General features: G+C 64.4%; 13 protein-coding genes. 11 read left to right on the forward strand and 2 right to left on the reverse strand.

Features of this window, described 5'->3' with window-relative positions; translation table 11 throughout:
• Positions 1-90: 90 nt before the first annotated feature.
• From GRI42_RS08685 to GRI42_RS08700, 4 genes are all read left to right on the forward strand, one after another.
• The gene (locus tag GRI42_RS08685; protein ID WP_160608105.1) at positions 91-2,415 is read left to right on the forward strand and encodes a TonB-dependent receptor; all 2,325 of its coding nucleotides are present in this window, start codon (positions 91-93) and stop codon (positions 2,413-2,415) included.
• 177 nt (positions 2,416-2,592) lie between these two features.
• On the forward strand, positions 2,593-3,873 hold the full coding sequence (gene serS / locus GRI42_RS08690; RefSeq protein WP_160608107.1) for a serine--tRNA ligase: 1,281 nt from the start codon (positions 2,593-2,595) through the stop codon (positions 3,871-3,873).
• On the forward strand, positions 3,870-4,634 hold the full coding sequence (gene surE / locus GRI42_RS08695; protein WP_160608109.1) for a 5'/3'-nucleotidase SurE: 765 nt from the start codon (positions 3,870-3,872) through the stop codon (positions 4,632-4,634). The genes serS and surE overlap by 4 nt, the downstream gene beginning before the upstream one ends.
• Positions 4,635-4,676: 42 nt before the next feature.
• Positions 4,677-5,801 carry a potassium channel family protein gene (locus GRI42_RS08700; protein WP_199800451.1) on the forward strand — a complete coding sequence of 375 codons (1,125 nt, stop codon included), beginning with the start codon at positions 4,677-4,679 and terminating at the stop codon, positions 5,799-5,801.
• Here the strand turns inward: GRI42_RS08700 and GRI42_RS08705 are convergent, their stop codons facing one another.
• Positions 5,802-6,170 carry a DUF1761 domain-containing protein gene (locus GRI42_RS08705; RefSeq protein ID WP_160608111.1) on the reverse strand — a complete coding sequence of 123 codons (369 nt, stop codon included), beginning with the start codon at positions 6,168-6,170 and terminating at the stop codon, positions 5,802-5,804.
• A 50-nt stretch (positions 6,171-6,220) separates the two neighbouring features.
• Here GRI42_RS08705 and rimO point away from each other — a divergent pair, with 50 nt between their 5' ends.
• The 7 genes from rimO (at position 6,221) to GRI42_RS08745 (ending at position 16,305) form a co-directional block, all read left to right on the forward strand.
• Positions 6,221-7,594: a 30S ribosomal protein S12 methylthiotransferase RimO gene (rimO, locus tag GRI42_RS08710; protein WP_160608113.1), complete on the forward strand. Its 1,374-nt coding sequence runs from the start codon at positions 6,221-6,223 to the stop codon at positions 7,592-7,594.
• Between the two features lie 247 nt (positions 7,595-7,841).
• Positions 7,842-10,199: an EAL domain-containing protein gene (locus tag GRI42_RS08715; RefSeq protein ID WP_160608115.1), complete on the forward strand. Its 2,358-nt coding sequence runs from the start codon at positions 7,842-7,844 to the stop codon at positions 10,197-10,199.
• A 532-nt stretch (positions 10,200-10,731) separates the two neighbouring features.
• On the forward strand, positions 10,732-12,180 hold the full coding sequence (gene zwf / locus GRI42_RS08725; protein ID WP_160608119.1) for a glucose-6-phosphate dehydrogenase: 1,449 nt from the start codon (positions 10,732-10,734) through the stop codon (positions 12,178-12,180).
• The gene (edd, locus tag GRI42_RS08730; protein ID WP_160608121.1) at positions 12,173-13,987 is read left to right on the forward strand and encodes a phosphogluconate dehydratase; all 1,815 of its coding nucleotides are present in this window, start codon (positions 12,173-12,175) and stop codon (positions 13,985-13,987) included. Before zwf ends, edd begins: the two co-directional genes overlap by 8 nt.
• A gap of 3 nt (positions 13,988-13,990) precedes the next feature.
• Positions 13,991-14,971, forward strand: coding sequence for a glucokinase (gene glk / locus GRI42_RS08735; protein WP_160608123.1), 981 nt, complete (start codon positions 13,991-13,993; stop codon positions 14,969-14,971).
• Entirely contained in the window at positions 14,944-15,582 is a 639-nt protein-coding gene (gene eda / locus GRI42_RS08740; protein ID WP_160608125.1) for a bifunctional 4-hydroxy-2-oxoglutarate aldolase/2-dehydro-3-deoxy-phosphogluconate aldolase, read from the forward strand. The genes glk and eda overlap by 28 nt, the downstream gene beginning before the upstream one ends.
• An 84-nt stretch (positions 15,583-15,666) precedes the next feature.
• On the forward strand, positions 15,667-16,305 hold the full coding sequence (locus GRI42_RS08745) for a L,D-transpeptidase family protein (RefSeq protein WP_160608127.1): 639 nt from the start codon (positions 15,667-15,669) through the stop codon (positions 16,303-16,305).
• Here GRI42_RS08745 and tilS read toward each other — a convergent pair.
• Positions 16,302-17,285 carry a tRNA lysidine(34) synthetase TilS gene (tilS, locus tag GRI42_RS08750; protein ID WP_160608129.1) on the reverse strand — a complete coding sequence of 328 codons (984 nt, stop codon included), beginning with the start codon at positions 17,283-17,285 and terminating at the stop codon, positions 16,302-16,304. The genes GRI42_RS08745 and tilS overlap by 4 nt on opposite strands.

Consider the following 17,285-nt stretch of genomic DNA (forward strand, 5'->3'; position numbering starts at 1 on the left):
CTTGCCACCAAAGGATGCAAGATAAAACTTGAAAGGTGGTTCAGTTTTCAATATCCACCCCTCAGAGAGATATCGAGGGAGGGAATTTCGATGCGTTTCCATACGTCGCGCCTTGCGGGTGCATTGCTTGTCGGTACTGCCGCGATCGCCTTCGCAGCGCCCGCTGCCGCTCAGTCGCAGCAGGACACCGTCGCCTCGCAGGATGCGGAAGACGAAGTCATCGTCGTGACCGCCCGCCGCCGCGAGGAACGCCTGATCGACGTACCGGTCGCGGTTTCCGCCTTCTCGGGCGAAGCGCTTGAGGAACGCGGCGCGCTCGACATCACCGACATTGCGCAGTCGGTTCCCAACGTGACGCTCGAAGCGAGCCGCGCCACCAACTCGACGCTGTCCGCCTTCATCCGCGGCATCGGCCAGCAGGACCCCGTCTCGGGCTTCGAGCAGGGCGTCGGCATCTATCTCGACGACATCTACCTCAACCGCCCGCAGGCTGCCGTCCTCGACATCTACGACGTCGAGCGGATCGAAGTGCTGCGCGGTCCGCAGGGCACGCTCTATGGCCGCAACACGATTGGCGGCGCGGTCAAGTATGTGACCAAGCGCCTGCCGCTCGAACCCTCGTTCAAGGCGCGTGCCACCTATGGCACCTACGACCAGGCCGAAGGCGTGTTGACCGCCTCGCTCCCGATGGGTGATCTCGTGCGTGTCGGCGGTTCGGTCGCGCGCCTGTCGCGCGGCGGTTTCGGCGAAAACCTGACCACCGGCCTCGAAAACTACAACAAGGACATCTGGGCCGGTCGCCTCAGCCTGGAAGTGGGCGGTTATGACGAGCCCGGCTTCATCCGTGTCCAGGGCGATTACACCAAGGACAAGTCGAACCCCCGCGGCGGCCACCGCCTGATCCCGGGCCTCGCCTCGGGCGCACCTGTGCTCGACAACGTGTTCGACACGCGCGGCGCGCTCAACGATCCGGAACAGGAAGTCGAAAGCTACGGCGTCTCCATGCACGCCGAACTCGAGCTGTCCGACGCGCTGATGTTCCGCTCGATCTCGGCATTCCGCAAGGACGACAGCTACACGCCGATCGATTTCGACGCGCTTCCTGCCGTCGATCTCGACGTGCCGGGCGCCTATCTCAACGAGCAGCTGAGCCAAGAATTCCAGCTGCTTTATGACAATGGCGGCGCACTGACCGGCCTGCTCGGCTTCTACTATCTCGATGCGAAGGCCGACACGCTGTTCGACGTTCGCATCTTCACCACCTTCCCGGGCCTGACCGCTTACACGCAGGCGGAAGTCGACACCGAAACCTATGCAGTCTTCGGCGACTTCACCTTCGATCTCAGCGAGCAGCTGAGCATCTCGGTCGGCGGCCGCTACACCTGGGACGAACGCAGCGCCTATATCCTGCGCCAGAACTACCTTGGCGGCGGCTCGCCGATCTTCGGTGGTGCGGGCGTGCCCTTCGGCGCTCCTTCGACCGATTTCGACGGAAGTCGCGAATTCAAGAAGTTCACCCCCCGCGCATCGATCAGCTTCATGCCGACGCCGGATCACAATATCTACGCCAGCTATTCGAAGGGCTTCAAGGGCGGCGGCTTCGACCCGCGCGGCGTGGGTGCGAACGCGCCTGCGGCCACTGCCGGCGCACCGACCGATGAAGAAGTCGCAGCCTTCCTCAGCTTCGCCCCGGAACAGGTCGACAGCTACGAAGTCGGCTACAAGGGCGACCTCGGCATGCTGAGCATTGCCGCCGCCGCCTTCTATGCTGATTACACCGACGTCCAGATCCCGGGTTCGGTCGCTTGCACCGTGGCCGGCCTGCCGTCCTTCTGCGGCGTCGTCTCGAACGCGGGCAAGGCCACCTTCAAGGGCCTCGAACTGGAAGCGACCGCGCGGTTCGGCGGCGGTTTCAACCTGTCCGGCTCGCTCGGTTACATCGACGCGCAGTATGACGAATACATCACCAATATCGGTAACACGCCGACCGATGTGGCGGATTTCCGCGTCGTCCAGAACACGCCCGAATTCACCGGCAGCCTGACCGCCAGCTACGACACCGACCTTGGCGGCGGCGATCTCTATCTCGGCGCCTCGGTCTCCTATCGCAGCAAGACCACGCAGTTCGAGATCCCGAACCCCTATATCGACCAGGACGGCTATGCGCTCGTCGATGCCAGCATCAAGTGGACCGCCCCGGGCGGCAACTGGAGCCTTGGCCTCTACGGCAAGAACTTGCTCGACAAGGAATATAAGACCAGCGGCTACACCTTCGTGGCGGTGAACCCGACCACCGGTGCGATCGTGAACGGTGCGAACGGCTTCCCTGTCCCGACGCTCGGGCCGGAAGGCACGCTCACGGCGTTCTACGGCAATCCGCGCCAGGTCTTTGCAACTCTCACCTTCGAATACTGATCGAAGGAGGCTCGGAAGGGGCGGTGACCGCGCGATCCGGCCGCCGCCCTTTTTGCTGTCCGGCATCCATCGCCGCTCTCGGCCCGCCCATAGGCTACACGCGATAAGCGAGAACGCCGGGTGGTCCTGCCCCATTCCCACTGGCAATGTGCGGGGAGAGGCGGCATAGCGCGCGCCATGCACGATATTGCCTTCATCCGCAGCCATCCCGCCGAGTTCGATGCCGCCATGACGCGGCGCGGCGGCGAAGCCGTTTCCGAGCGCATCATCGCTCTCGATGCCACGCGCCGCGAGGCGACTACCCGCGTACAGGAAGCGCAGAGCCGCAGGAACGATGCGTCTAAGGCGATCGGCCAGGCCATGGGCCAGGGCGACAAGGACAAAGCCGAAGCGCTGAAGGCCGAAGTGGCCGAAATCAAGGCCTCGATGCCCGAGTGGGAAGGGGCCGAGCGCGCGGCGACTGCCGAGCTGACGGACCTCCTCGCCCGCCTGCCCAACATTCCTGCCGCCGACGTTCCCGAAGGTGCGGACGAGAACGACAATGTCGAAGTTCACCAGTGGGGCGAAAAGCGCAGCTTCGATTTCGAGCCCAAGGAACACGCCGACCTCGGCCCCGCCCTCGGCATGGATTTCGAAACCGGTGCGGCGCTTTCGGGGGCCCGCTTTACCTTCCTGCGCGGCGAGATGGCGCGCCTTCACCGTGGGCTCGCGCAGTTCATGCTGGACAAGCAGACGCGCGAGAACGGCTACACCGAATGCAACCCGCCGGTGCTGGTCAATGACGATGCCATGTACGGCACCGACAAGCTGCCAAAGTTCGCCGATGACAGCTTCAGGACCACCGATGGGCGCTGGCTCATCCCAACTTCGGAAGTCAGCCTGACCGCCTCGGTCGCGGACAAGATCCTGCCCGACCTGTCTCGGCCGATCCGCATGACCGCCCACACGCTGTGCTTCCGCAGCGAAGCCGGCGCGGCAGGGCGCGATACGCGCGGCTTCATACGCCAGCACCAGTTCGAGAAGGTCGAGTTGGTCAGCGTCTGCCGTCCCGAAGACAGCGAGGCCGAGCACGAGCGCATGACGAAGTGCGCAGAGGGCATCCTCGAGGCGCTGAACCTGCCCTATCGCCGCGTGCTGCTGTGCGTGGGCGACATGGGCTTTGGCGCGCGCAAGACCTACGACCTCGAAGTGTGGCTTCCCGGCCAGGGCGCTTGGCGCGAAATCTCGTCCTGCTCGAACACGGGCGAATTCCAGGCGCGCCGCATGAACGCACGCTATCGTCCGGAAGGCGAGAAGAAGACCGTGTTCGTCCACACGCTCAATGGCTCGGGCCTCGCCGTGGGCCGCACGCTGGTCGCGGTGATGGAGAACTACCAGAACGCAGACGGCAGCGTCACCGTGCCCGGGGTGCTTGCCCCCTACATGGGCGGCGTGACCCGGCTGGAGCCTGCCGCGTGAGGATCCTCCTCACCAATGACGACGGCATCCGTGCCCGCGGCCTCGAGGTGCTCGAAGGCATTGCCCGCCAGTTTTCCGACGACATCTGGATCTGCGCGCCCGACGAGGAGCAGTCCGGCATGGGCCATGCGCTGACGCTCACCCGCCCGGTGCGCCTTCGCAAGCATGGTGAGCGGCGCTTTTCGGTCACCGGCACACCGACCGATTCGGTGACGATGGGGCTGCGCAAGGTGATGGACGGCCCGCCCGACCTGATCCTGTCGGGCGTCAATCGCGGTGCCAACCTTGGCGACGACATCACCTATTCGGGCACCGTTTCGGCGGCCATCGAAGGCGCGCTGGCCGGCATCCGCTCGATCGCATTGAGCCAGGTCTATGCCCGCGAAGGCATCGGCGAGGCGGTGCAGTTCGATGCAGCGATCGAATGGGGCGCCCGCGTCGTGAAGCCTCTGCTCGACACCCCGCTGCCCAAGCGCACGCTCATCAACGTGAACTTCCCCGCCCGTCCTGCCGGCGAGGTGCGCGGCATCCGCGTAACCCGGCAGGGCTTCCACGACTATTCGCGCGGCACCGTCGTCGAGGGGCGCGATCCGCGCGGCTTCGACTACTTCTGGTTCGGCCTCGAACCGATCGAGCACACGCTTGACCACGGCACCGACCTTGAAGCCGTCGAGGAAGGCTTCGTCTCGGTCACGCCGCTCCATCTCGACCTGACGCATCACGCCTCGCTCGGTGCGCTGGCCGAGCGCTACGAAGGCTAAGGCATTGACCCGGCGGCCCGTGATGCGCAGGGATGGCGGCCGATGAGCGAGAGGAAACAGCCAACCGCGGGCGGCGGAGACGCAAAGCGCATGCGCGGTCCGCGATTCCAGCCGCTGCGCCGTGCCGTGAGGATCCCCGTCTGGGGCGATCTCGGCATCCGCCTCGGCCTAGCCCTCCTTCTGATAACCGCCGTGATCATGATCCACTGGTGGGATCGCGAAGGGCTGGTCGACAATCTCGATGGCGATGTGAGCTTCCTCGACGTCGTCTATTTCACCATGATTTCGATCACCACCACCGGCTTCGGCGATATCGCGCCCATTTCGGACCGGGCAAGGCTGGTGGAAGCGGTCATCGTGACCCCCGTCCGTTTCGCCGTACTGTTCATCTTCGTGGGCACGGCATACAATTTCATCATCAAGCGCAGCTGGGAGAAATGGCGCATGGCCCGCATCCAGGAGCAATTGTCGAACCACATCGTGGTGCTCGGCTATGGCATCTCCGGCTCCGAAGCAGTTGGCGAACTGATCGAGCGGGGGACCGACCCTTCGTGCATCGTGGTTATCGATCCGAGCGAGGAGCGCCTGGCCGATGCAGAGGCGCTGGGCTGCAATGTCATGGCGGCCGATGCCACCCGCGATACTACGCTCAAGGCCGTGCGGATCAACGAGGCACAGAACGTGCTGGTCTCGGCAGGACGAGACGACACCTCGATCCTGATCGTGCTGACGGTGCGCGCCCTGGCGCCGAACGTGCCGATCAGCGTAGTCGTGCGCGCCGACGACAACGAGCCGCTTGCCCGTCAGGCCGGCGCGAACAACGTCATCAACCCCGTCCGCTTCACCGGCCTGCTGCTCGCCGGCTCGGCCAAGGGCGAACACATCGCCGAATATCTCGCCGACCTCGCCTCAGTCTCCGGCCGCGTCCAACTGGTCGAGCGCGAGATCACCGAAGAGGAATGCGGCTGCGCTATCGGCGAACTGAAGACCGGCGGGCGCGGCCTGCGTGTTTATCGTGACGGCCGTGCCATCGGCTTCTGGGAAGAGGAGTGCCAGAAGCTGCAGAAGGGCGACATCATCGTCGAGATCATCGCCACGCCCAATGGTGAGACGCGGGGAGACGGTCATATCCGCGACGACCGCATCCGCGAAGACGAGGACGCCTGATCAGTCAAGGAGCCAGAAGGTTCCCCCGATCGCCAGATAGGCGGCCAGCCAGTAGGACCAATCGTACAAGGCTTCGCGCAGGGGCTGCTCGCGGCGGACTGCCGTGATGACCAGTGCAGGCCCGATGAAGGTCAGCGCCAGGCCGCCCGCCATCATAAAATGGAGCCACGGCTTCGCCTGCAGCGTTTCGACGCCGACGCGGGCCAGCATGTGGCCGACCATCGCCGCGCTCGCGAGTAGCAGAAAGGCCGCCAGCAGATGCAATGCAGGCTTCGCGCCGAACATCGCCTTGCGGCCATAAAATGCTACGCCCAGCAAGGCGGCAGCCGCCCAGCCTGCGCCCACTGCGATCCAGTTTACCGGTCCCATTCGTCCCTCCTAGCGCCGGATGCCGGCTTGGTGTAGAGGGCCGCGCAATCATGAATACCGCAACCACCTCGATACCCGACCAGAAGAAGGTCGGCATGGTCTCCCTCGGCTGCCCCAAGGCACTCGTGGACAGCGAACGCATCCTCACCCGGCTGCGCGCCGATGGCTATGCCATGAGCCCCGATTATACCGGCGCGGACGTCGTGTTGGTCAACACCTGCGGCTTCCTCGATTCGGCCAAGGAAGAGAGCCTGCAGGCCATCGGCGAGGCGATTGCCGAGAACGGCCGCGTGATCGTGACGGGCTGCATGGGCGAAGAAGCGGACGTGATCCGCGCAGCCCATCCCAGCGTTCTCGCCATTACCGGCGCCCACCAGTACGAACAGGTGGTCGAGGCCGTGCACGAACATGCCCCGCCCAGCCAGGGGCCCTTCGTCGACCTGATCCCCCAGCCCGACGTCAAGCTGACCCCGCGCCACTACAGCTATCTGAAGATTTCGGAGGGATGCAATCACTCCTGCGCCTTCTGCATCATCCCGGACCTGCGCGGGAAGCTCGCCAGCCGGCGGGTCGATGCCGTGCTGCGCGAGGCGGAAAAGCTGGTCGCTGCCGGCACCAAGGAACTGCTGGTCATCAGCCAGGACACCTCGGCTTATGGCGTCGACATGCGGCACGAAGAGCGCGACTGGAAGGGGCATCCCGTCCGCGCGCACATGACCGATCTCGCGCGTGAACTGGGCCAGCTCGATATCGGCGGCGGCACCCCGCCCTGGGTGCGCCTCCATTACGTCTATCCCTATCCGCATGTCGATGCGGTCATCCCGCTCATGGCCGAGGGCCTGCTGACGCCCTATCTCGACATCCCGTTTCAGCACGCCAGCCCGTCCGTCCTGCGCGCCATGAAGCGCCCTGCGAACGAGGCAAAGGTGCTCGAGCGCCTCAAATCCTGGCGCACCATTTGCCCGGACATCGCCATCCGCTCCAGCTTCGTGGTCGGCTTCCCCGGCGAAACGGAAGAGGACTTCCAGTACCTGCTGAACTGGCTGGAAGAGGCCCAGCTCGACCGTGTCGGTGCGTTCCGCTTCGAGCCGGTGGAGGGTGCGCAGGCGAACGCCCTGCCCAACCCGGTGCCCGAAGAGGTCAAGGAAGAACGATATGCCCGCGTCATGGACCTCACCGCGCGCATCAGCGCGGAAAAGCTCGCTGCCAAGGTCGGCAGGACGCTGAGCGTGATCATCGACGAAGTGGGCGAGCCGGACGAGGACGGCGATATTGGTGCCACCGGTCGCAGCCAGGCCGACGCGCCTGAAATCGACGGCGCGGTCTATCTGCGTAATGTTCGATCCGATCTGTCGCAGGGCGATATCGTGCAAGTTTATGTCGAAGATTCCGACGAGCACGATCTTTTCGGCGTAATCGCCTAATCTGCACATGCCCCGAACGGCGCAATGTTAACGTTTCGTCCGGCGAGACGAACGGCTGAATTGCGCCGAAAAACAGCGCGCTTACGGCTCGCAGTAAGGGGCAGGGTAAACCGATCCGGCCGGTTTCGTTAAGCCTAGCCCATTAAGTCGAATTAACCATCGCATCCCGCAGTTTTGCACGGCCACCGGGGGAAAGATCGGGGCGCGTTGAAAGTTTCTTAATCCTATTCGCCTCATAGGGGGCGGAATGGACGAGAAAACCGCCCTCGCTTCCACGCCCGGCGCCGGACAGCGGCTGGCCTTCAGGCCCCGCTCGACCGGTACGCTGAAGCGATTGCAACACCTGCTTTGGGCGGGTGCGGTGGCGTTCGCCATGCTGGCAGTATTCCTGCTCGAACCCGTCACCCAGCTGTCCTGGCTGATCCAGTCCCGCCTCGGCGGTCACCAGCCTTCGGGCGATATCGTCTTCGTCGGAACCTCCTCCAAGGTCGAGGAACCTTCGCAGGTCGGGGAACGCCGCGAACTTACCAAGGCATTGCAGGAACTCGACGCACAGGGTGTCGGCAAGGTCTATGTCGACTTCGTCTTGGCTGAAGGTGCCAGTGAACAGGTCGACGCCGACCTCGCAGAAGCGCTGGCCCAGCTCGGCCCCCGGGTGGTGCTGGTCGACCAGATCGAAGTGACTTCCGATGGCCTTAAGCGGAAGCTGGTCAAATCGAACGATCGCTTCAGCACCGAGCACCCTCGCGTCGCTTCGACGCATTCGGCCAATTACCTCGGCTACATGTGGCAGGACTTCTTCGCTTATGACGAGGACCTGAGCGAAGGTCGCAAGTCGCTGGCTGCCTCTATTGCCGGTGTCGACACTTTCGATGCGAAGACGTTCCAGATCGATTACGGCTTCGATCCGTCGCTGATTTCCACACTGGAACTGGGTGAGGTTGCGAAGACCGGGACCGAACAGGATATCGACCTGTCGGGCAAGACGGTTCTGATCGGACCTGCCGCCGAAGCCGGCGCTTCCAATGTAAAGGTCCCCGGACTCGTCGATGCGCCGCCCAGCTTCGTGTCGATCTACGCGGCCGAAACGCTCAAATCGGGACGGATTGGCTTCGTCGGCGGCCTCACAGTCCTGGCCTTCCTTTGCGCCGCGATGGCGCTGATCATTCTGGCCAATCCAGTTAAGGGCGTACGGCGCGCGCTTTATCTCGGCGTCGTCATCGCGCTGCCGGGGCTGATGGTATTCGGAGCGAAGACCGGCGTCCGGGTCGAGATCACCTATGCCCTCGCGCTCCTGCTCGTTTACGCAGCGCTTCGCTCGAGGGCGCGGTGGAGGCTCCGTGTCGCAAGCATCGACAGCGAGACCGGACTGCCCAAGCTTCGCATCCTGGAACAGATCATCGCCAAGACGCAGCCCCAGTCGGGGCATATCGTCGTCGCAAGGCTCCACGGGTTCGAGCATGTCATCAAGACCCTCGGTTCGACCGAGCGCGCTCGTTACGTCCACCGGCTGGTCGACCGCCTCCGGGCTGCCGACAGCGAACTGACGATATATATCGAGGGCCACTACCTCGCGTGGCAATCCGACGAAGCGGAAACAGAACGCCTCGTGGACCACCTCGAGGGCCTGCGTGCGATCTTCGCAGCGCCCATCCAGGTGGGCGAGGAGAGCGTCGACGTCGGCATTACGTTCGGTCTCGCGGACCTTGGCGCGGTGGGACTGAACGCCGTCCCGGCAGCCGCTGCGGCTGCCGAAGAAACCTCCGAAGCACATCGTCCGATCAAGATCGCCGAAGTCGGTTCGCGCCATGACGAATTGTGGGACATTTCCCTGCGCGCCCGCATCGACGATGCAATGCAGGCAGGGGAGATCTTCTGCGTCTACCAGCCCAAGATCGACACGGTCGCCGGCACCCTTACCGGTGTCGAGGCGCTGGTGCGCTGGCACGATCCCGAACGCGGCTTCATCCCGCCGATGAAATTCATCGCCCAGTGCGAAAAGGCCGGGCGGATGGAGCACCTGACACGCTACGTCCTGCAGACGGCCTGCAATGCGGGCCGGTTGCTCCATTTCCGTGGCACCGCGATTTCCATGTCCGTCAACATTTCGGCGACATTGCTCGGCGACATGCGCATCGTGGGTATCGTGCGGAACACGCTGCAGGCGACGGGCTTCGATGCACGCTACCTGATCCTGGAAATCACCGAGACATCGCGTATCGGCGACCTCGAAACGGCAGCGGCTATCCTGACCGAATTGAAGGCCCTCGGTCTTCGTATTTCCATCGATGATTTCGGTGTCGGCTCCGCTAATTTCGAAACGCTTTTCGAATTGCCTTTCGATGAACTGAAAATCGATCGACTGTTCGTGGATTCTATTAGTCGGAGCGCAAAGGCCAGGGCCATTACTTCTAGTATGGTTGCCATGGGCAATGCCGCGCGAATCACCGTGGTTGCTGAAGGTGCGGAAGACGCAAAAACCCTTCAAATCCTTAACGAAATCGGCTGTCGCTACGTCCAAGGTTATGCCTTGGCCCGTCCACTGTCTCTTACTAACCTGTTGGAATACAAGGTTTCTTCAAAAGAGGTCGCTTCGGGAACATAGTTAAGGCTTTACAAACAAGCTTGGTTAATGGATTGCTTACTGTTGAAACCACAACAGGAGGCAAACCATGTGGAATTTCTGGGAATGGCTGCTCGGCAAGCCGCCGCGCGCCTAATAGGCCACAAGCACGAATTTTAAAGGACCCCGCTTCGGGGTCCTTTTTCGTTTCCGGCTAGCTCTATCTACCGGCCTGGAAACTCTCTGTCTGCCCCGCCGCTGGTCAGGCATGGCCATTCCGATCGATAGCAGTTTCGTCGAATGCAGGGGCATCCGCCGCGACGATGCGCGCACGCTCGGATCGATGACGCCGGTTGACTCGATCTCTTCACGCCATGTCTCCGCACTTTGCCGCGATGCCGCGATGCCGCGGATGGCTGCTTCCTCACGTCTTTCTGGCAGAGCGGTTTCCTCCGCTCGCCGGCCGCCTTAAGCAGGCGGTGATACGAATAGGAATGCACCTGTCTGGCGCGCCGCTGCGCGCGCTGGTAGGCCGCAGTCCGAAATGGGGAGAATTGCCGAACATGGACGCTCCATGCACGAAATAGGGTTCACCGCAGACCGACTGCTCCTGTTCGGAGCCACCGGCGATCTGTCGCAGCGCATGCTCCTTCCCTCGCTCTGTGCGCTGAACTCCGATGGCCTGCTCGATCCGGCCCTGCGCATCGTGTGCACAGCGCGGTCGGACATGAACACGCAGGCGTTCCGCAATTTCGCTCGCGAGGCGCTGGAGAAATTCCTGCCCAAACATCGCCGCGGCGGCATGGCGGATTTCCTCAACCGGCTCAGCTACGTGCCCGTCGATGCGACCACGCCCGAAGGGTATGACGAGCTGGCCAAGGCGGTCGGCAATTATACCGGCCTTGCGATCTTCCTGTCGACGGCCCCAAGCCTGTTCGAGACGACCATCAAGGGCCTCGAAAGGGCCGGCCTGACCGAAGGCAACGTGCGCATCGGCCTCGAAAAGCCGCTCGGCGTCGATCTCGAAAGCAGTTGCGAGATCAACGATGCGGTCGCGGCCGCATTCCCCGAGCACCGCATTTTCCGGATCGACCACTATCTGGGCAAGGAAACGGTACAGAACCTGCTGGCCCTGCGGTTCGCGAACATCCTGCTCGAGCCGGTGTGGAACTCCAACTACATCGAACACGTGCAGATTACCGTGGCCGAGACGGTCGGCCTGGAATCGCGCGTTGCCTATTACGACGACAGCGGCGCGCTGCGCGACATGGTGCAGAACCATATGCTGCAGCTTCTCGCGCTCGTCGCGATGGAGCCGCCGACCAGCTTCGATGCGACGGCCGTGCGTGACGAGAAGGTCAAGGTGCTGCGCGCCTTGCGCGAAGTCAGCAAGGACGAAGTCGTGACCGGCCAGTATCGCGCCGGTGCCGTCGAAGGCAAAAGCGTGCCCGGCTATGACGAGGAACTCGGCAAGGAAAGCGACACCGAAACCTTTGTCGCGGTGAAGGCCCACGTCGACAACTGGCGCTGGCGCGGTGTCCCCTTCTACCTTCGCCACGGCAAGCGACTGCCCGAGCGCGTGACCGAAATCGTCATCCAGTTCCGCTGCATCCCGCATTCGATCTTCGAAAGCCGCGGTGCGACGACACAGCCGAACCGGCTGGTGATCGAGATCCAGCCCAAGGAAAACATCCAGCTCACCATGATGGCAAAGGTCCCGGGCCTGGGCCGCGAAGGCCTGCGCCTGCGGCCGGTCCCGCTCGATATCGCCATGCCCGATGCCTTTTCGGACACGGTGCGCCGGATTGCCTACGAACGCCTGCTGCTCGACCTGATCGAAGGCGACCAGACGCTGTTCGTCCGCCGTGACGAGGTCGAGGCGCAGTGGGAATGGATCGACCAGATCCGCAAGCTGTGGGTCGACCATGAAATGAAGCCCAAGACCTATTCCTCAGGCACCTGGGGGCCGAGCGCGGCAATCGCGCTGGCCGAACGCGACGGGGTTACCTGGCACGATGACTAAGCCGCTCAATGACGTGATCCACAAGGTGACGCAGCGCGTCATCGCCAATTCGAGGGACAGCCGCGCGGCCTATCTCGACCTGACCGATCGTGAAGGCGACCGGCAGGTGAACCGCCATTCGCTGTCCTGTTCGAACCTCGCCCACGCCTTTGCCGGCGCGGAAGAAGACAAGCAGGCCATCAAGGCGGCACGCGGGCCCAACCTCGGCATCGTGACCTCGTACAACGACATGCTCTCGGCCCATCAGCCCTATTATCGCTACCCGGAACGGATGAAGATCTGGGCGCGCGAGGTTGGTGCAACCTGCCAGGTCGCGGGTGCGACGCCGGCCATGTGCGACGGTGTGACGCAAGGCCAGGCGGGGATGGAACTGTCGCTCTTCAGCCGCGACACCATCGCCCTTTCGACTATCGTCGCGCTGAGCCACGCCATGTACGACGGCGTGGCCCTGCTCGGCATCTGCGACAAGATCGTCCCGGGCCTCCTCATGGGTGCCCTGCGGTTCGGCCATGTCCCGGCGATCTTCATCCCGTCTGGCCCGATGGGTACCGGCATTTCCAACAAGGAAAAGCAGCGCGTCCGCCAGCTTTACGCAGAAGGCAAGGTCGGCCGCGACGAACTGCTCGAGAGCGAGAGCGCGAGCTACCATTCGCCGGGCACCTGCACCTTCTACGGCACGGCCAACTCCAACCAGATGATGATGGAGATGATGGGCCTGCACGTCCCCGGCGCGGCCTTCGTCCCGCCGGGCGCCAAGCTGCGCCAGGAACTGTCGCGCGCTGCGACCCACCGCCTGGCCGCCATCGGGAAGTGCGGAAACGACTTCCGCCCCCTCGCCCGCGTGGTCGACGAGAAGGCGATCATCAACGCGGCCATCGGCCTGCTGGCGACCGGCGGATCGACCAACCATGCGATCCACATTCCCGCCATGGCGCGGGCAGCCGGCATCCGCTTCGATTGGAGCGATCTTGCCGAGCTGTCGACAGCCGTTCCGCTGGTGGCGCGGGTCTATCCGAACGGTTCGGGCGATGTGAACCACTTCCACGATGCCGGCGGCATGGGCTACGTGATCGGCACGCTGCTCGACGAAGGCCTCGCCCACGGCGACATCCTCACGGTCTGGAGCGGCGGCTTCGAAGCCTATTCGCGCGAACCGGGAATGGACGGCGATGCGCTGACCTGGCGCGATCCGGGGCCCTCGGGCGATACCGAGATGCTGCGTCCCGCCTCCGATCCATTCCAGCCCGATGGCGGCATGCGGCTTGTCGAAGGCAACCTTGGCCGCGCCTGTTTCAAATCCTCGGCAGTCGAGCGTGAGCGCTGGACCATCGAGGCGCCCTGCCGCGTGTTCGAGGACCAGCATTCGGTCAACGAGGCGTTCTCGAAGGGCGAACTGGACCGCGATGTCGTGGTCGTGGTCCGTTTCCAGGGGCCGCGGGCGAACGGCATGCCCGAGCTGCACAAGCTCACGCCCGCCCTCGGCGTGTTGCAAGACCGGGGCTACCGCGTCGCGCTCGTCACCGACGGCCGCATGAGCGGGGCGAGCGGCAAGGTGCCGGCAGCCATCCACTGCACCCCCGAAGCGCTGGGCGCCGGGCCGCTCTCGCTCCTGCGTGATGGCGACGTCGTCAAAGTCTGTGCCGAAACCGGCACGCTGTCGACGACGGCCGACCTCGCCGCCCGCGAGCCAGCCGCCGAACCGCAGCCCGAAATCGGCATGGGCCGCGAATTCTATGCCATGTTCAGAGCCAATGCCGACGGCGCCGAACAGGGTGCCTCGTCAATGCTAGCCATGGCAGGATTGTAAGTGATGGACCTCGTCAGCGTCGATATCGGCGGCACCCATGCCCGCTTCGCCATCGCCACGATCGCGGATGACGGCTCGATCAGCCTGAGCGAGCCGGAGACCCTGCACACCGAAGACCACGCCAGTTTCCAGACCGCATGGGAAGATTACCGCGACCGCATGGGCGGCACATTGCCTCCGCGCGTGTCGATGGCGATTGCCGGTCCGGTCGGCGGCGAAGTTATCCGCTTCACCAACAACCCGTGGATCATCCGGCCCGCCCTCGTGAAAGAAAAGCTGGGGGTCGAAGACTACACGATCGTCAACGATTTCGAGGCGGTCGCCCATGCAGTTGCGCGGGCGAGCGAGGACCAGTTCATCCATATGACCGGCCCCGAAGGTCCGCTTCCGCCCACCGGTCGCCTGACCGTTCTCGGGCCCGGGACAGGCCTGGGCGTAGCGCATCTCTACCGCGAACCCGACGGCACTTACCGCGTGTCCGCCACCGAAGGCGGTCACATCGATTTCGCCCCGCTCGACAGTATCGAGGACGCGATCCTTGCCCGACTGCGCAAACGGCACACCCGCGTTTCGGTCGAACGCGTGGTGGCGGGGCCCGCTATTTCCGATATCTACCAGACGCTCGCCGCGATGGAGCACAAGGCCGTGCCCGAGATCGACGATATCGAGATCTGGACCAAGGGCATGAGCGGCGAGGACAGCCTTGCCGCAGCCGCGGTGGACCGCTTCTGCCTGTCGCTCGGCAGCGTCGCCGGGGACATGGCACTGGCGCACGGGGCCAAGGGCGTCGTGATCGCCGGAGGCCTCGGCTACCGACTGCGCGAAACCCTGCTCAAGTCCGGCTTTGCGGAACGCTTCCGCGCCAAAGGCCGCTTCGAGAGCATGATGGCCGGCATTCCGGTCAAGCTCATCGTCCACCCGCAGCCCGGCCTGTTCGGCGCGGCTGCCGCATTCGCATGCGAACACGCAAAGGCCGCCCAGTGACCCATATCGCCGATATCATGCAGACCGCCCCGGTGATCCCGGTCATCGTGGTCGACGAAGTCGAACACGCAGCGCCGCTGGCCCGCGCCCTGGTGGCAGGCGGACTGCGCGTCCTCGAGGTCACTCTGCGCACACCCGCCGCACTCGATGCCATCCGCGAAATGCGCAAGGTCGAAGGCGCAATCGTGGGCGCAGGCACTGTCACCAACCGGCAGGAGCTGGACGCGGCCTTCGAGGCAGGCAGCGAATTCATTGTCTCGCCGGGCCTCACCGACACGCTCGGCGAGGCGGCAATCGAGGCAGGCATTCCCTTCCTGCCCGGCATCGCCAATGCAGGCGACATCATGCGCGGGCTCGATCTCGGACTTACCCACTTCAAGTTCTTCCCCGCCATGGCGGCCGGCGGCCTGCCGGCGCTGAAGGCGCTTGCGGCGCCCTTCGGCCAGTGCCGGTTCTGCCCCACCGGCGGCATCACGCTGGAAAACGCGCCCGAATGGCTCGCATTCGACCCCGTGCTGTGCGTCGGCGGAAGCTGGGTCGCACCGCGCGGACCGGTCGATGAAGCGGCTGTCGAGGCCGTGGCGCGCGAAGCAGCCGCACTGGGCGGGTAAGAAGGGCGCTGCGGGGCGTTCCGATACGGGACTGCCCCCGTCCAGCCTTGGAAATCCGGTCCTTGGCCGCCTATACTTGCGGCCATGACAGCGATTCTGAAATGGGTTGGCGGCACGACATTCGTGATCGCACTGGGCATTGCCGCCCTTGCCTATGGCGTCTCGTCGCAGGCAGAGCCCGAAGCCATCGCAGTCCCCGCAGCCGCCTCGATTGAGCCGGAAGGCGCGATCCTCGCCAAGCTCGAGGCCGATGCGCGCCGCCCCTTCACCATCCGCCGCGTCCTGCCCATCGAAGGGCCGATCAAATACGGCGAATGGCATTGGGACGACGAAGCCGTACCGGAAGGCCCGCTGCTCATCACGGTGGACCTGCAGGCGCGCACCATCTCGATCTTCCGCGACGGCTATGAAATCGGTGCCGCCGCCGTCATGCTCGGCACGGACGAACATCCCACGCCCACCGGCACTTTCCCGATCCTGACCAAGGAACGGCACAACGTGTCCGAGAAATACGGCAATGCACCCATGCCCTGGACGCTGCGCCTGACCTGGGACGGCATTGCCATCCATGGCGGCTCGGAAGTGGAGAATGGCTATGCCAGCCACGGCTGCGTGGCCATTCCCGATCCTCTGGCGGCCAAGCTGTTCGAAATTGCTCAGAAGGGCGACAAGGTCATTATCACCGACGGCAAGCGCATCGGCGTGGGCGACCCTATCATCTAGCCCGTGCGGCGCGGCACCTCGCGCCGGAATACCCAGAGCCGCTCGCCGTCCTGATCGCGCACAAAGGCCTCGATACCCGCGACGTTCGACTTGCGCCCTGCCCTCAGCGCTTCGACCAGCTTCGCGGCCGAGCCCATGTCGATCTGCGCCCCGAAACCGCGGAAGATGGACCTGATCACGCCGCCTGCGACAAGCGCTCCGCCGATGCCGGTCTGCAGGGCGCGATAGGTCGTCTCCTCCGCCCCGGCATCCACGCATTCGGAATATTCGCGGCCGACCATCCAGTCGATCGTGGCCACCGCTTCTCCCAGCAGGCGGGCGGATTTTGCCACCCCGTCGAAATCGATCCAGTCCGCTTCGGACAGGGCCTTGCGAATGCGGATGCGGTCGAAAGCCTCGTTCTCGTTCGACGGATCGTCCACCGCATCCCAGCCTGCCGCCTCGACGATGTCACGCAGTTCCTTCCGGCGCCAGCCAAGGAGCGGGCGGATCAGGCGCAGTGGCGCCCCGGGAACCGTGCCGAGCGCGCGGATGGAGGAGAGGCCGGAAACCCCGCTGCCGCGGTTGGCGCGCATGATGAAGGTTTCGACCTGGTCGTCCATCTGGTGCGCCGTGGCGAGCCCGTCGAGCCCGCGCTCCTCGCACCATTTGCCAAGCGCGGCATAGCGCGCTGCACGGGCCCGGTCCTGCAGGTTCCCCCCGTCAACGTTCACCGGAATGATGCGATGCGGGACGCCGAGTTCGCGGCAAAGCGCGGCGACGTGTCCTGCCTCTGCCGCGCTTTCCGGCCGTAGCCGGTGATCGACCGTCGCCGCTTCTACGCGGCCGGCCAGCGCCGCATGGGCGAGCAGCAGCAGCGCGAGGCTGTCCCCGCCGCCTGACACGGCGAGGCCGATCCGGCTTTCCGGCTGGTCGATGAAGGGCCACAGGGGCTCGAGATCGGCGCGAAACCTGTCAACGAGCCCCTGTGGCAGCTGCAT

Origin of the sequence: Qipengyuania gaetbuli (genome assembly GCF_009827315.1) — a bacterium.
Classification (GTDB): domain Bacteria; phylum Pseudomonadota; class Alphaproteobacteria; order Sphingomonadales; family Sphingomonadaceae; genus Qipengyuania; species Qipengyuania gaetbuli.

What these genes read in the sequence shown, in the direction of transcription:
- rimO (WP_160608113.1), top strand. Translation starts at nt 6,221, where the DNA reads ATGAATACCGCAACCACCTCGATACCCGACCAGAAGAAGGTCGGCATG.
- GRI42_RS08715 (WP_160608115.1), top strand. Translation starts at nt 7,842, where the DNA reads ATGGACGAGAAAACCGCCCTCGCTTCCACGCCCGGCGCCGGACAGCGG.
- edd (WP_160608121.1), top strand. Translation starts at nt 12,173, where the DNA reads ATGACTAAGCCGCTCAATGACGTGATCCACAAGGTGACGCAGCGCGTC.
- eda (WP_160608125.1), top strand. Translation starts at nt 14,944, where the DNA reads ATGCGAACACGCAAAGGCCGCCCAGTGACCCATATCGCCGATATCATG.
- GRI42_RS08705 (WP_160608111.1), bottom strand. Translation starts at nt 6,170, where the DNA reads ATGGGACCGGTAAACTGGATCGCAGTGGGCGCAGGCTGGGCGGCTGCC.
- zwf (WP_160608119.1), top strand. Translation starts at nt 10,732, where the DNA reads ATGCACGAAATAGGGTTCACCGCAGACCGACTGCTCCTGTTCGGAGCC.
- glk (WP_160608123.1), top strand. Translation starts at nt 13,991, where the DNA reads ATGGACCTCGTCAGCGTCGATATCGGCGGCACCCATGCCCGCTTCGCC.
- GRI42_RS08700 (WP_199800451.1), top strand. Translation starts at nt 4,677, where the DNA reads ATGAGCGAGAGGAAACAGCCAACCGCGGGCGGCGGAGACGCAAAGCGC.
- serS (WP_160608107.1), top strand. Translation starts at nt 2,593, where the DNA reads ATGCACGATATTGCCTTCATCCGCAGCCATCCCGCCGAGTTCGATGCC.
- GRI42_RS08685 (WP_160608105.1), top strand. Translation starts at nt 91, where the DNA reads ATGCGTTTCCATACGTCGCGCCTTGCGGGTGCATTGCTTGTCGGTACT.
- tilS (WP_160608129.1), bottom strand. Translation starts at nt 17,285, where the DNA reads ATGCAGCTGCCACAGGGGCTCGTTGACAGGTTTCGCGCCGATCTCGAG.
- GRI42_RS08745 (WP_160608127.1), top strand. Translation starts at nt 15,667, where the DNA reads ATGACAGCGATTCTGAAATGGGTTGGCGGCACGACATTCGTGATCGCA.